The 14,376-nt window shown below is 45.2% G+C and carries 17 protein-coding genes; all 17 read left to right on the top strand.

Going from position 1 to position 14,376, the window contains the following annotated elements:
- Positions 1 to 177: FliM/FliN family flagellar motor switch protein (locus tag ADA01nite_RS05370; RefSeq protein ID WP_174760593.1), on the top strand; the 177-nt coding region annotated here is incomplete at its 5' end.
- A 29-nt stretch (positions 178 to 206) separates the two neighbouring features.
- The gene (locus ADA01nite_RS05375) at positions 207 to 569 is read left to right on the top strand and encodes a response regulator (RefSeq protein WP_146808932.1); all 363 of its coding nucleotides are present in this window, start codon (positions 207 to 209) and stop codon (positions 567 to 569) included.
- A 177-nt stretch (positions 570 to 746) separates the two neighbouring features.
- Positions 747 to 1,217, top strand: coding sequence for a flagellar biosynthetic protein FliO (locus ADA01nite_RS05380; protein WP_170230154.1), 471 nt, complete (start codon positions 747 to 749; stop codon positions 1,215 to 1,217).
- A complete protein-coding gene (gene fliP / locus ADA01nite_RS05385; protein ID WP_146808934.1) occupies positions 1,214 to 1,969 on the top strand; it encodes a flagellar type III secretion system pore protein FliP in 756 nt (251 codons plus the stop codon). Before ADA01nite_RS05380 ends, fliP begins: the two co-directional genes overlap by 4 nt.
- Positions 1,970 to 1,980: 11 nt before the next feature.
- Positions 1,981 to 2,250, top strand: a complete 270-nt coding sequence (gene fliQ, locus ADA01nite_RS05390; RefSeq protein ID WP_146808935.1) for a flagellar biosynthesis protein FliQ — start codon at positions 1,981 to 1,983, stop codon at positions 2,248 to 2,250.
- Between the two features lie 7 nt (positions 2,251 to 2,257).
- A complete protein-coding gene (fliR, locus tag ADA01nite_RS05395) occupies positions 2,258 to 3,037 on the top strand; it encodes a flagellar biosynthetic protein FliR (protein ID WP_146808936.1) in 780 nt (259 codons plus the stop codon).
- Positions 3,034 to 4,122, top strand: coding sequence for a flagellar biosynthesis protein FlhB (gene flhB / locus ADA01nite_RS05400; protein WP_146808937.1), 1,089 nt, complete (start codon positions 3,034 to 3,036; stop codon positions 4,120 to 4,122). The genes fliR and flhB overlap by 4 nt, the downstream gene beginning before the upstream one ends.
- Positions 4,123 to 4,149: 27 nt before the next feature.
- The gene (gene flhA / locus ADA01nite_RS05405; RefSeq protein WP_146808938.1) at positions 4,150 to 6,183 is read left to right on the top strand and encodes a flagellar biosynthesis protein FlhA; all 2,034 of its coding nucleotides are present in this window, start codon (positions 4,150 to 4,152) and stop codon (positions 6,181 to 6,183) included.
- Positions 6,183 to 7,433 carry a flagellar biosynthesis GTPase FlhF gene (flhF, locus tag ADA01nite_RS05410; protein WP_146808939.1) on the top strand — a complete coding sequence of 417 codons (1,251 nt, stop codon included), beginning with the start codon at positions 6,183 to 6,185 and terminating at the stop codon, positions 7,431 to 7,433. The genes flhA and flhF overlap by 1 nt, the downstream gene beginning before the upstream one ends.
- On the top strand, positions 7,430 to 8,311 hold the full coding sequence (locus ADA01nite_RS05415; protein ID WP_146808940.1) for a MinD/ParA family protein: 882 nt from the start codon (positions 7,430 to 7,432) through the stop codon (positions 8,309 to 8,311). The genes flhF and ADA01nite_RS05415 overlap by 4 nt, the downstream gene beginning before the upstream one ends.
- 14 nt (positions 8,312 to 8,325) lie before the next feature.
- On the top strand, positions 8,326 to 9,441 hold the full coding sequence (locus tag ADA01nite_RS05420; protein ID WP_281285986.1) for a protein-glutamate methylesterase/protein-glutamine glutaminase: 1,116 nt from the start codon (positions 8,326 to 8,328) through the stop codon (positions 9,439 to 9,441).
- Between the two features lie 15 nt (positions 9,442 to 9,456).
- Positions 9,457 to 11,538 carry a chemotaxis protein CheA gene (locus ADA01nite_RS05425; protein ID WP_146808941.1) on the top strand — a complete coding sequence of 694 codons (2,082 nt, stop codon included), beginning with the start codon at positions 9,457 to 9,459 and terminating at the stop codon, positions 11,536 to 11,538.
- A gap of 14 nt (positions 11,539 to 11,552) precedes the next feature.
- Positions 11,553 to 12,029 carry a chemotaxis protein CheW gene (locus tag ADA01nite_RS05430; RefSeq protein ID WP_146808942.1) on the top strand — a complete coding sequence of 159 codons (477 nt, stop codon included), beginning with the start codon at positions 11,553 to 11,555 and terminating at the stop codon, positions 12,027 to 12,029.
- A 3-nt stretch (positions 12,030 to 12,032) separates the two neighbouring features.
- Positions 12,033 to 12,650: a chemotaxis protein CheC gene (locus tag ADA01nite_RS05435; RefSeq protein ID WP_146808943.1), complete on the top strand. Its 618-nt coding sequence runs from the start codon at positions 12,033 to 12,035 to the stop codon at positions 12,648 to 12,650.
- Positions 12,647 to 13,129: a chemotaxis protein CheD gene (locus ADA01nite_RS05440; RefSeq protein ID WP_146808944.1), complete on the top strand. Its 483-nt coding sequence runs from the start codon at positions 12,647 to 12,649 to the stop codon at positions 13,127 to 13,129. The genes ADA01nite_RS05435 and ADA01nite_RS05440 overlap by 4 nt, the downstream gene beginning before the upstream one ends.
- Before the next feature lies 1 nt (position 13,130).
- Positions 13,131 to 13,547: a hypothetical protein gene (locus ADA01nite_RS05445; RefSeq protein WP_146808945.1), complete on the top strand. Its 417-nt coding sequence runs from the start codon at positions 13,131 to 13,133 to the stop codon at positions 13,545 to 13,547.
- A 17-nt stretch (positions 13,548 to 13,564) separates the two neighbouring features.
- On the top strand, positions 13,565 to 14,353 hold the full coding sequence (locus tag ADA01nite_RS05450; RefSeq protein WP_146808989.1) for a FliA/WhiG family RNA polymerase sigma factor: 789 nt from the start codon (positions 13,565 to 13,567) through the stop codon (positions 14,351 to 14,353).
- The last annotated feature ends 23 nt before the right edge of the window (positions 14,354 to 14,376 follow it).

The following is a 14,376-nucleotide window of genomic DNA, read 5'->3' on the forward strand; positions in this document are numbered from 1 at the left end:
ATAGATTTATCTCCTGGTTCCATTATCGAACTGGATAAGCTTGCGGGCGAGCCGGTCGATATTCTCGTGAATAACAAGCTCATCGCTAAAGGTGAAGTAGTCGTTATCGATGAGAATTTCGGCGTCCGTGTTACTGATATTCTTAGCCAGTGGGACCGTATCCAGAAATTACAATAATGTAACGTATACGTTAAGGAGGAGATCATATGAGCAACAGAGTTCTTATTGTAGATGATGCAGCATTTATGAGGATGATGATTAAAGAAATCCTTACAAAAAACGGATATAACGTAGTAGGGGAAGCGAGTGACGGCGTGCAGGCCGTAGAAAAGTTTAAAGAACTATCTCCGGATTTGGTCACAATGGATATTACCATGCCTGAGATGGATGGGATTACCGCTTTAAAAGAGATTAAAAAAATCAGTCCTGGAGCCAAGGTTATTATGTGTTCAGCTATGGGGCAGCAGGCTATGGTTATTGATGCCATTCAGGCCGGTGCAAAAGATTTCATTGTGAAACCATTTCAGGCGGATCGCGTAATAGAAGCCATTAAAAAGACGCTTGGATAAGAGGGCGGTCTAATAGAGAAAGGATATTTTGCAATGAAAAAAAACAGCATCCAGATCATTGGTGCTATAGCCTTGTTACCTTTGTTCTGTTGGCATGCAAATGTGAGCGCAAGCACTTCTCTTCCCACAAAGACTCCTCTAGATGAGGTTGAAACAGTAACACAGGAGACAACTTCAATGCCAATGCTGCTTTTACAGACAGTGTTTATCCTGGCCGTTGTCGTTGCCGTTATTTACTTCTTGCTTCGTTTTGTGGGAAGGCGTTCGCAGTCCTTTTTCGGAAGAGCAGGCATTCGGACGCTCGGTGGTTGTTCGTTAGGTCCGCAGAAGTCGCTGCAGATTGTGCAAATCGGTTCAGCATTATATATCGTCGGCGTCGGCGAGAATGTGACGTTGCTGCGCTGTATTGAGGAGCAGGAAGAAGTGGAAGGGCTGCTGGAAACATTGGAGTCACGTTCCGCTTCCTCCGCTATATCAGGCACAATGCCAGTGAAGGTATGGATGGGACGCCTGCTTAAAAGAGAAGGGAAGCAAAGAGAGGAAGAGCTTGCGGCATCCTTTCAGATGAAAATGGAAGAGGCACGCAGGCGGCGGGAGAGTATGCAGCAAGAATTGTTTATGGATAGGGAGAAGGAAGAGGATAGATGAAACGGCTTACTATACTAACCGGTTTCGCCATAGGATTATTGTTTTTCCTACCCCAGTATACGTATGCCGCCCAGGTGCCGATACCGGGATTGGATATTAATATCGGAGCTTCAAATAAGCCCGAAGATGTTTCCCTTACGCTGCAAATTTTGCTGCTGTTTACCGTATTGTCGCTGGCGCCTTCCATTCTTATCATGATGACGTGCTTTACGCGGATCGTAATTGTCCTGTCATTTACGCGAACGGCGCTGTCTACACAGCAGGCTCCGCCGACTCAAGTATTAATCGGTCTGGCTTTATTCTTAACTTTTTTCATTATGGCACCGACGTTTTCCCAGGTAAATAATCAAGCTCTTCAACCTTATTTTAAGAAGCAAATTACCCAGGAGCAGGCCGTGGAACGAGCGGTGATGCCATTTAAAGAGTTTATGGTCAAGCATACGAGAGGAAAAGATCTCAACCTGTTTCTTGAGTACACAAAAGCACCGAAACCTAAGACAGTGAAAGATATTCCGCTGACGGCTCTGGTTCCTGCCTACGCGATTAGCGAATTGAAAACGGCCTTGCAAATCGGCTTTATGATATTTATCCCGTTTCTTGTAATCGATATGATAGTGGCCAGTGTATTGATGGCAATGGGGATGATGATGCTTCCGCCCGTTATGATTTCACTTCCGTTTAAAATTTTGCTGTTTATACTGGTAGACGGCTGGTATCTTGTCGTTAAATCGCTGTTACTAAGTTTTCAATGAGGTGAAGAGGCATGTCGCAAGAATTTATTATCTCGCTTGCCCAACAGGCTGTTTTTGTCGTATTGCTGACAAGTGCGCCTTTGGTAGGGATTGCGTTAATTGCCGGGCTAATTGTAAGTGTTTTTCAGGCTACGACATCCATTCAGGAAGCGACATTGGCCTTTGTGCCAAAGATTGTGGCAACTTTAGTCGCTTTAATCGTCTTTGGACCCTGGATGCTTAGCCATTTACTAGAGTTTACCTCCAATATTCTTGGCAATCTTTATAAATTCATAGGATAGTAAAAATATGCAATTACTAGAGTTGCTGCCGGCATTTTTGCTTGTATTTATCCGGATTACCGCATTTTTCGTAGCAGCGCCGATCTTTTCGACGAGAAGTATACCGGCTCCTTTTAAAGTAGGTCTTTCCTTTTTCTTGGCCTTGATTGCGTTTCCGCTTCTAAAAGCGTCCGGTGTCATTCCGCTTGACTGGACTTATGTATATTTAGCTATAAAGGAAGTGCTCATCGGTCTTCTGCTAGGATTTCTGGCTACATTATTTCTGGCGGCAATCCAGGTAGCCGGTTCGCTCATCGATATGATGATGGGTCTTGCGATGGCCATGATATTCGACCCGATGACAGGCGCGCAGACGCCGTTGATGGGAAATTTTAAATATATGCTTACGATGCTATTTCTTTTAACGGCAAACGGTCATCATTTGTTGATTAAAGGCATATTGGCAAGTTATCAGGCGGTACCGATCGATCGCTGGTTTAATGGATTGGAAAATGGCTCACTTACTGCATTTCTTGTAGAGAAGTTCTCTTATATGTTCATGTCGGGGATGCTGCTTGCGGCTCCCATGGTAAGCTCGTTATTCGTTATCGATGTTGCGCTTGGCATTGTGGCTAAAACCGTGCCCCAGATGAATATTTTTGTCGTTGGAATGCCGGCTAAGCTTCTGGGCGGTTTTCTTATCCTGATGATTGTATTTCCCGGTTATTTCTTTGTGATGACGCGCCTGTTTGAAATGCTGTTTGCCTCAATGGAACGCATGATAGAAATTATGGGGGCCGTGCCATGACCCAAATCCGTTTTCAAGTAGATTTGCAGTTTTTCTCTGGCGAAAAAACGGAAAAGGCAACCCCGCGCAAAAGGCAGAAAGCGAGGGAGGAAGGCCAGGTCGCTAAAAGCCAGGAAGTATCAGCTGCGCTTATTCTTTTAGCGATTTTTTTGTTTTTATTGTTTATGGGAAAAGGAATGGGAGAACGTTTATACCGTTATTTCCAATCGTTTTTTACTAATTATTTATTGATGGATGTGTCTGAAGAAACAACGGAACAATTGATGCTCGAGATGGTATATCAGGCAGCGATCATCGTATGGCCGTTTTTTTTGATTGCCGTCGTTATCGGTTTTTTTGCGAATTACATTCAATTTGGACTTTTGTTTACAACGAAGCCACTCGTTTTTAAATTAGAGAGGCTGGATCCGGTTAAGGGAGCAAAAAAACTTTTTTCTTTGCAGGCACTTGTTAACCTTGTCAAATCTATTCTGAAAGTTTTGTTTATCGGTACAGCAGTATGGTTTATATTATGGGGCGGAAAAGATGAGCTTTTGACCTTGGCTACGAAATCGGTCGGGGATATGCTTACTGTTGTAGGAAAGCTGACTCTCCAAATGGGTTTTACCGTAGCTGTCCTGCTTCTTATCCTTGCAATCTTCGATTATATGTATCAGAAGTTTCAGCATGAGAAGCAACTGCGAATGTCCAAGCAGGACATTAAAGATGAATACAAAATGATAGAAGGCGACCCGCAAATCAAAGGGAAAATCAAACAGAAGCAGCGGGAAATGGCGATGCGCCGCATGATGCAGGAAGTTCCAAACGCAGATGTGGTTATTACCAACCCGACGCACTTTGCGGTTGCCATTAAATACGATGGCACATCCATGCAGGCACCTACGGTGATTGCTAAAGGTCAGGATTTTGTCGCGCTGAAAATTAAAGAGATTGCTCAAAATCATGAAATTGTTATGGTAGAAAACAAGCCGCTTGCACGTATGCTATTTGCGCAGGTTGAGGTAAATCAGCAAATTCCGGAGGATCTGTTCCAGGCTGTGGCTGAAGTGCTGGCATATGTATACAAGCTAAAAGGAAAAATCTAATGGATTGTAGTGAAGGGGGGAGAATAAATGAACCGTAGAGATTTTGCTATTATGGGATTTGTCATTTGCATTGTTATTATGCTTGTCATTCCCATGCCCAATCCTCTCCTCGACTTCCTTTTGATTATTAATATTTCACTATCACTTACGATTTTGTTGGTGGCGATGAATACAAATGATCCATCACAGTTTTCAGTTTTTCCATCGCTGCTTTTAGTCACAACCATATTCCGTCTGGCATTAAACGTATCGTCGACACGCAATATTTTGTCGCTCGGAGAAGCAGGAAAAGTTATCGAGGCATTTGGTTCGTTTGTTATCGGAGGAAATGCAATTGTCGGATTTGTCGTCTTTTTGATTTTAACGTTAATTAATTTCATGGTTATTACCAAAGGTTCAGAGCGCGTGGCGGAAGTAGCAGCCCGCTTTACGCTTGATGCAATGCCGGGGAAACAGATGGCAATTGACGCTGATTTGAATGCCGGTGCGATTTCCGATGCGGAAGCCCAGCAGCGGCGGAAGAAGATTAGTCAGGAATCCGAATTCTTTGGAGCGATGGACGGTGCTACCAAATTCGTAAAAGGAGACGCGATTGCCGGAATTGTCATTTTTATTGTTAATATTATTGGTGGTCTCATTATCGGTATGGTTATCCATGGCATGAGTTTTAGCGAAGCGGCCAAAACGTTTACGCTTCTCTCTGTCGGTGACGGACTCGTAAGCCAGCTGCCGGCCATCCTGTTATCGACGGCAACCGGGCTTATCGTTACCCGTGCCGCTTCCGAAGATAATATCGGAGACGATCTGGTTAAGCAAATGTTGGCCTATCCGCGTTTGTTGTATGTGGTAGCAGGAACCATTGCCATGATGGGGATTTTAACACCGATTGGGCCTCTCTCTACTCTCCCGGTAGCAGGAGTGCTTGCTTTTGGTGGATTTCGTCTACAAAAAAGCATAGGAACAAAAGGCGAAGAACTCGAAGTATCGACGGAAGAAGCAGAGATCGAAGAAGTTCGCAGTCCGGAAAGTGTGGTCAGTCTGCTTCATATCGATCCGATAGAGTTCGAATTCGGATATGGATTAATTCCGCTGGCGGATGCGAACCAGGGCGGCGATTTGCTCGATCGTGTGATTATGATCCGACGCCAATGTGCCATTGAGCTGGGGATTGTCGTGCCGGTGATTCGGATCCGGGATAATATTCAACTGAGGCCAAATGAGTATGTTATTAAGATAAAAGGAAATCAAGTAGCCCAGGGCGAAATCATGCTGGATCACTACCTGGCGATGAGTCCGGGTATTGAGGACGAATCCGTCGTCGGTATTGACACGGTGGAGCCGGCCTTTGGCTTGCCGGCCCTTTGGGTGACGGAAGAAGTGAAAGAGCGGGCGGAGATGGCCGGTTATACAGTAGTTGATCCTCCGTCCGTGGTAGCTACGCATCTCACTGAAATTATTAAGCGATACGCACATGAACTGTTGAATCGTCAAGAGACGAAATCATTAGTCGACAACATTCGTGAGACTGCACCTGCGCTGGTGGAAGAATTAATTCCAAACATATTGAGTATAGGCGACGTGCAGAAAGTATTGCAGAAGCTTTTGCGGGAGAAAATCTCGATTCGCAATCTGGCTGCAATACTAGAAACGTTGGCCGATTATGGCCCTTATACAAAAGATACGGATTTGCTGGCTGAATATGTACGCCAGTCGCTGTCGCGCCAGATTACGCTGCAGTTCACCGCACCGGGAGAGCCGCTTCAGGTCATCACGGCAGGACCGAGTTTGGAAAAAACGATTGCCGACTCCATACAGCAGACGGAACAGGGAAAATATATGGCAATTGATCCGGACACGTCACAACGAATCTTTGCGGCGCTGTCCGAGCAGGTAAACCGCATGCTGCAAATGGGACAACAACCGATTATTCTAACATCGCCTGCCATCCGCATGTATATGCGGCAGCTTGTTGAGCGAATGATGCCGGAAATTCCGGTACTGTCTTATAACGAATTGGAGCCTGAAATCGAAATTCAAAGCGTAGGAGTGGTGAGCATCTAATGCGTGTGAAAAAATATGTGGTCGATTCCATGTCGGATGCCCTGCAGCAGATTCGTACCGATTTAGGGAAAAACGCGATTATCCTAAATACAAAACCCATCAAAACTGGTGGTTTTTTAGGTATGTTCCGCAAAAAACAAATAGAGGTTATTGCGGCTATCGATCCAAATGGTGGGGATGAACTTGAACACACAAAAAAAACGCAGCGTTTTACGGCAGTATTGCCCTCCGCTCCAGTGCAGCCTGCCCCCGTGAAAGAAGATGCTCAGTCTTTTGCCCAAGCTTTGCAGGCAGCTACGCTCCAGACGCAGCCATCCGCACCCAACCCGGCGATGAGTGCTCGTGTCTCTGAAAAGCAAAATGAACGGAAAGATAGCACGGTTTCAGAAGAATTGGAAGAAATGCGGGAAATGCTTTGGAAGATTATGATGGCCGATGAGAAGCAAAGCTCGCTTCCTGCTTCATTTCATTCGCTTCGTCGGCGTTTGCAAAGCCAGGAAGTGGCGGAGGATGTTCTTGCGTCTATTTTTGAGAGAGTACTGAGAGAACTTCCGGCGGAAGCGTTGCAGGATGAAAACAAGGTGAAAAGACATGCGAAAGAAACCATCATCAAAATGATAGAAGAAGCCAGTAACGCCCATGGCCCGCTGCGGGAAACAACGGCATTTGTAAATTTTATCGGTCCGACAGGTGTCGGGAAGACGACTACGCTGGCCAAGCTGGCGGCGGAAAGCACGCTATCGAGAAAGAAAAAGATAGGGATGATGACATCAGATACTTATCGGATAGCCGCCGTAGAGCAGTTGAAAACATACGCTAATATTTTAAACGTTCCTTTAAAGGTTGTTTATTCGGCCGAAGAGCTTAGCTCCACGATTGAGCGGTTGGATGGCTGCGATGTGATTTTTATGGATACGGCCGGACGAAACTATCGCAACAAAGAATATGTGGATGAGATTAATAAACTGCTGCAATCTCCGCTGCCAAGCGAAACGTTTCTTGTATTGAGCATAACCGCCAAACAGGGGGATTTGGAAGCGGTTGTGCAAAGTTTTGCGAACGTTAAAGTAGACAAAGTGATTTTTACTAAAACGGATGAGACAGGTACGTACGGCTCTATTTTAAATTTGGTCATTAAATATAAGCTTGCGCTTTCGTATTTTACGATAGGGCAAAATGTGCCGGATGATATTGAAGTAGCTACGCCTGAAAAAGTGGCCGCGCTGCTTCTAGGAGATGGATACGAATGAGTGATCAGGCACAGCAGTTAAGAGAGAAGCTTGGGAAACTTTCAAGGCAAACGAATGGAGTAGGGCAAAATGTATATAAGACAAAAGTGATTGCCGTGACGAGCGGAAAAGGCGGGGTAGGAAAATCAAACTTTTCGCTTAACTTTGCGCTTTGTTTGCAGCAGAAAGGTCAACGCGTCGTTTTATTTGATCTGGATGTAGGTTTTGCGAATATTGATGTTTTAATGGGAGTTTCCGCGAAAAAAAATATTATCGATCTCATAGACAAGAGGCTTTCAATCTGGGATATTATTGAAAAGGGGCCTAATGACCTAGAATTTGTGGCTGGGGGGTCCGGTCTGTCACAGATATTTGAACTTGATGAAATTAAATTACATTATTTTTTCGAACAGCTGACCCAATTGCAAGGATATGCTGATACAATTATCTTAGACACCGGAGCAGGTATATCCAAAGACATGCTTCGCTTTCTCCTATCCGCTGATGAGGTTATGCTGGTCACAACCCCTGAGCCCACTTCGTTGACCGATGCATATGCCCTAGTTAAGATGACACATACCCAGAAGGAAGACATCAAAATTAACGTAGTGGTCAATCGTGCGGCAAATGAAAGAGAAGGAAGAGCTACCGGCAAAAATCTGCTGCTTGTTGCTCGCCAGTTTCTGAAGTTGGAGATGAATATGCTCGGTTTCGTCTATGATGACGTACATGTTTCGAAGGCGGTGAAAAGGCAATGTCCTCTTTGTCTCGCTTACCCGACGAGCAAAGCGGCAAACAATTTTAAAAGTTTGGTTAATGCCTATCTTTCTAACGGAAAAATGGAGGATGGCGGCGGAGTGAAGGGCTTTCTTTCACGTTTACGGATGTTTTGGAGATAGCGGGAGGGGAGAAAGTGACACAGCCTATTCGAGTGATAGTCATTGATGATTCGGCATTTATGAGGAAAGTGATCGGTGATTTGCTGGAACAGGACTCCGCTATTCAAGTGGTGGCAAAAGGCAGAAATGGCTCAGAAGCGATAGAGCTTATAAGAAAATGGTCTCCGGACGTCGTTACATTGGATGTAGAAATGCCCGTGATGAACGGGTTGGAAGCATTAGAGAAAATTATGAAGGAAACACCGCTTCCGGTTGTCATGTTGAGCAGCTTGACGCAGCAGGGGACGAATGAGACGATACGCGCTCTAGAGATGGGAGCTGTCGATTTTGTACCAAAGCCCTCTGGCGCCATTTCACTTGATCTCCACAGAGTGGAGACGGAACTTATAGAGAAAGTAAAAGCGGCTGCACGTATAAAAATTTCTCGTTTGCTTCGCACACCTCCGTCCGCTGCCGGGAAACGTTCTTTGTCTTACACTTCAGTGAATAACAAAACAACCGATGAAGTATGGAGAGGGAAAATGCCGGTAGGAGAGATGCGAAAGGGAAAGATTGAGAATGTAGTAGCAGTGGGGACTTCCACCGGGGGGCCTAAAGCGCTTCAGGTGTTTTTAAAAGGTTTGCCGCAGGATTTTAACGGGAGCCTCGTTATTGTGCAGCATATGCCGCCGGGATTTACAAAGTCACTGGCCCAGCGCCTGAATTCATTATGTCAGATTGAAGTAAGTGAAGCGGAAGACAACCAGACGTTGCAAAGCGGTCACGCATACATTGCGCCGGGAAACTATCATATGGAAGTCAAACAGCGAGCAGATGGGGAGTTGTACATATCGTTGAATCAGGAGCAGCCCCGGGGAGGACACCGGCCCTCTGTCGATAGGCTGTTCGAGTCGCTCTCTCATATTCGTCACCCCGCCAAATATGCAATCATTATGACCGGAATGGGAAGTGATGGAACAGCGGGATTGAAAAAACTAAAAGAGACCGGGGTTCGCACCGTCATTGCGGAAGACGAATCTACATGCGTCGTATTCGGCATGCCAAGGGCTGCCATTCAAGCTGGAACGGTGGACATCGTAGCGCCACTTCATGAAATCTCCGCCCAGCTTATGCGTTGCTTACATTGCTAGGGAGGTGGATGGTTTATGGAAATGAATCAATATTTGGATATGTTTATTGAAGAATCAAAAGAACATATTCAGGCTATTAACGATAATTTGCTTGTGCTTGAAAACGATCCGGCAAACGTGGATTTAATCAATGAAATTTTTCGGTCTGCTCACACTTTAAAAGGGATGGCTGCCACGATGGGCTTTGAAGACATGGCAGCGCTGACCCATGAAATGGAAAATGTTCTTGATCAGGCGCGCAATCATAAGCTGGTCATTAATACGGACATTATGGATGTGATTTTCAAGTGTGTGGATTTGCTTGAAACGATGCTGTATTCGATCGCTGGAGGCGGAGACGGCAAAGAAGATGTCTCGCATATTGTTTCAGCATTGAAGGCCATTCTTCGTGGTGAAATTCCCACTGCGCATCAGGGGGGCCAGGCATTGTCCGGATCGGGAGATGAGGCGGCAGCGGCAATAGCGGAAGTCCCTCAGAACGCAAAAGCGTATCAGTTGGATGAATATGAACTTACGGTAATTGAACAGTCCATTCAATCCGGCTATAAGGCCTACTGGGTTAAGACATCTGTAAAAGACGATTGCGTATTGAAAGCCGCACGGGCCTACATGGTGTACGATAGCCTGGAAGGACTGGGGGAGATTATCAAAACAACTCCTTCCGTAGAAGAATTAGAAGAAGAAAAGTTTGAAAAATCGTTTGAGATTGTGCTTATCAGCAAAGAATCGAGCACAAAAGTAGAAACGGCGGTTATGAACGTTTCTGAGATTGAATCGGTAGAGGTAGAAGAGATTCATCCTGCGGCCCATCGTGTGGCTTCCATGAACCAACTGGAAGAGAATCCGGCAGAGACCGCCGCAGCCGCTCTGGCTAAACAGACCGAAGCAAAAAAAGAAAAAGAAGAAAAAGCCGCTCCACAGGCGCAAGTTGCCAAGAAAAATACGGCAGGAAAAACCATCCGTGTAGATATTGAGCGTCTCGACGTCCTGATGAATTTGTTTAGTGAGCTTGTTATTGACCGGGGACGTCTGGAGCAATTGGCACGCGAATCCGGGCAAAGCGCGCTCATGGAGACTGTCGAACATATGAGTCGTATCAGCGGAGATTTACAGAACATCATCCTGACGATGCGGATGGTTCCGGTAGAGCAGGTATTTAACCGTTTCCCCCGCATGGTGCGTGATCTGGCAAAAGATTTAAATAAGAAGATTAATCTTGAAATCATTGGTGCGGAAACGGAGCTGGATCGCACGGTTATTGATGAGATTGGCGACCCGCTTGTTCATCTGCTGCGCAACTCGATTGATCATGGTATCGAGTCTGCGGAGGAGCGCCTGGCGGCAGGCAAGCCGGAAGAAGGCCTGGTGCAGCTAAAAGCGTATCACAGCGGTAACCATGTATTTATTGAAGTACGTGACGACGGAAAAGGCATTAACCGCGAGAAAGTTCTCAAAAAAGCAATTGAGCGTGGAATTATAACGGAGCAGGCAGCAAGCGCACTTTCAAATAAGCAAATCGACGAACTGCTATTTGCTTCTGGATTGAGTACTGCCGATAAAATTTCGGACGTATCTGGACGCGGGGTAGGTCTCGATGTAGTAAAAACGAAAATCGAATCGCTCGGTGGCGCATGCAGCGTTGATTCGACTCCGGGTGCCGGTACCACATTCTTAATTCAGCTCCCGCTGACGCTATCTATCATTTCCGCTATGCTCGTACAGGTAGAGGACGAAAAATTCGCAGTGCCGCTTAGCTCCATTATCGAAACGGCCGTTTTTTCACCGGATGAAATTATGCATGCGCATCAGCAGGATGTCATTGATTTCCGTGGTCGGATTGTCCCGCTTGTCTCTTTGAAATCGATTTTCAGCATCCCTGATAGTGAAAAACAGAAAGAGAGCGACATCTCTGTTGTAATCGTACGAAAAGGAGATAAAATGGCGGGACTTGTTGTGGATTCCTTTATTGGCCAGCAGGAAATTGTATTGAAATCACTTGGTAAATATCTTGTTAACGTGTTTGCGATTTCCGGTGCCACAATTCTTGGCGACGGACAGGTTGCACTTATTATCGATTGCAACGCGTTAATTAAATAAAGGAGGCAGCATCCGTGTTGGATCGCAAGGATATTGTAGAAGAGATTAAAGTCATTGTATTTCGCCTAAAAGATGAAGAGTACGGTGTGGAAGTTAACCAGGTAAAATCGATTGAACGCCTTGAGCATATTACCCGCGTACCGCGAACTCCGAACTTTGTTAAAGGGGTCATCAATCTGCGCGGCGTTGTTACGCCTATTGTAGATTTGCGTCGCCGTTTCGGTATCGAAGAGACCGCATACAATGAAACAACACGCGTTATTATCGTGGCCGTAGGCGAGATTGAAGTAGGATTGATTGTCGATTCCGCCAATGACGTCATTGATATTCCGATCAATGCGATTGAGCCGCCTCCGGAAGTGGTGGGAGGAATCGAAGCGGTCTATCTTCGTGGAGTTGCCAAGCTGGATCGCCGCCTGCTTATTCTTCTTAACCTTGACAAAGTATTAAATACAGAAGAATTAAAACAATTGGAGAATATCGAGGCATAGGCGATGAAATTTGAACAATTTGGTGATTTTCAGCTTGATGTTCTACGAGAAGTAGGGAATATCGGAGCGGGGAACGCAGCCACCGCTCTTTCCAAATTAATTTCCAAAGAAATCGATATGAAAGTTCCTCAAGTCAAGATCATTCCGTTCGATGAAATTGCAGACTTTGTAGGAGGAGCGGAATCGCTTGTTGTTTGCGTGTTTTTGCGGGTACTTGGCAACATTCCCGGCAATATGTTTTTTATCATATCTGTAGAGTCGGCAAAAAATTTGCTGCACGAATTGATGGGTATTATAAATCAGGACGAAGAGAGTTTCAATGAAATGGAATTGTCCGCGTTGAATGAAATCGGCAATATTCTAACCGGATCGTATCTTTCTTCTCTGGCTGATTTTACAAAGTTAAATATGCAGCCATCTCCTCCAGCCGTTGCTATTGACATGGCAGGAGCGATTTTGTCTTATGGTTTGTTAGAAATTGGTCATAACGGAGATTTTGCCCTTACAATTGATACTGCTTTTTTCCATGGAAATGAAAAAATTTCAGGACATTTCTTTCTTATTCCTGATCCAACCGCTTTACCGCAATTATTCCACGCACTGGGAGTTCCGCTGGAATGAATGTCATTAAGGTAGGCATGGCAGATCTAAATGTTGCAAAATCTCCTGACCGAATTCGCACGACAGGCCTGGGCTCCTGCGTGGGGGTTGTACTGTTTGATAATCAAAATAAAATAGGGGGAATGGCGCATGTCATGCTGCCGGATTCCTCGTTAAGCAAAGGGATGTTGAACGTCGCCAAATATGCGGATACAGCTATCCCTAAGCTAATCGAAAACATGGAAAAAGCTGGTGCTAACCGTCGCAAACTAGTTGCTAAGCTGGCTGGAGGGGCGCAGATGTTCGCGTTTTCTACCACAAGTGACACGATGCGAATCGGGCCACGAAATGTGGAAGCTTGTAAGCAGGCGTTAAATGAAGCGGGTATTCCAATTCTTGCCGAAGATACAGGAGGAAACTGCGGTCGAACTATCGAATTAGATAGTTGTACGGGGATCTTGAATATTCGAACGGTAAACCAAGGGGTAAAGGAATTGTAATATGTGGATAGGTTCGATCAAATGGAATTTTATCATTGCAGGGATTATTAGCGCTTTTACATTTCTATTTTCTATTTTAAATAATTTATTTTTAGAGAGCCTTTTGCGCTCTCTACTTGCATTTGTGCTATTCTTTTTGTTTGTGTTTATTTTTCGGTATTTGATTAGCAAGGTCATTGGTAAAGAAAATAAACATTTGCTTACACGAGAGGAGAAAGGCCAGCATATTGACTTGGTAACGCCGGAAGAGTCCGCACAACAGCAGAGCGAAGAATTGGAAAGGAGACAGGGAAAGCCTGCGTTTGAGGAATTTTCACAGTTTACCCCTGCCGATTTTCCGCAAATCGCACGCAACCGCAAAGATGACATCGATCCGGAGGAAGTCGCGCGAGCTCTGCGTGTATTCTCTAATGAATAGAAGGGAGTGGGCGTATGATGGCGCGGAAATCAAAAAAAACGCTTGATATAGAGAAATGGAAACGCTGGCGGGAAGAGGGAGACAGACAGACGGAAATCGAGTTGGTTGAACAATATCTCCCGCTTGTCAATTATGTGGCAAACCGGCTGTCTATTGGACTGCCTGATACAGTAGATAAAGAAGATTTAATCAGCTTCGGACGGCTTGGCTTGCTCGATGCATTGAAAAAATTCGATTATACACGTGGCCTTCAATTTGAAACGTATGGAATGTGGAGGATTAGAGGTGCAATGATCGACGGTTTACGTGAGAATGATGTGCTTCCTCGTTCCATTCGTGACAAAGCAAAAAAGATTGAGGAAGCGTATGCGCAGCTTGAACAGCAGAACCTCAGGGCGGCTACGGATGAAGAAGTAAGCAGACACCTTAACATTTCACTTGCAGAGTTAAATCAGACAATGCAGGACGTGTCATTTGCCTCCGTCTTTTCTCTTGATGAGCCCATCCAGGACGATGAAGATCAAAAGCACTCACGGCAATCGGTCATTATGGATGAGCATGCTGAAAGACCGGAGTTAGCGCTGCATAAAGATCAGCAGAAGCGCATTTTGGCTGAAGCGATTGAACGTCTGCCGCCGAAAGAAAGAACAATTATTTCTTTGTTCTATTATGAAGAATGTTCGTTGACTGAGATTGCCGAAATCATGGGGTTATCCGCTTCGCGTATTTCTCAACTGCATTCCAAGGCAATTTTTAGAATGCGCGGAGCGCTTGCGAGAGCAAAAGATTATCTTTTAAATGAGTAAAAGGGGAAAGAAGGTTGCTGCAT

This window comes from Aneurinibacillus danicus (genome assembly GCF_007991215.1).
Taxonomy (GTDB): Bacteria; Bacillota; Bacilli; order Aneurinibacillales; family Aneurinibacillaceae; genus Aneurinibacillus; species Aneurinibacillus danicus.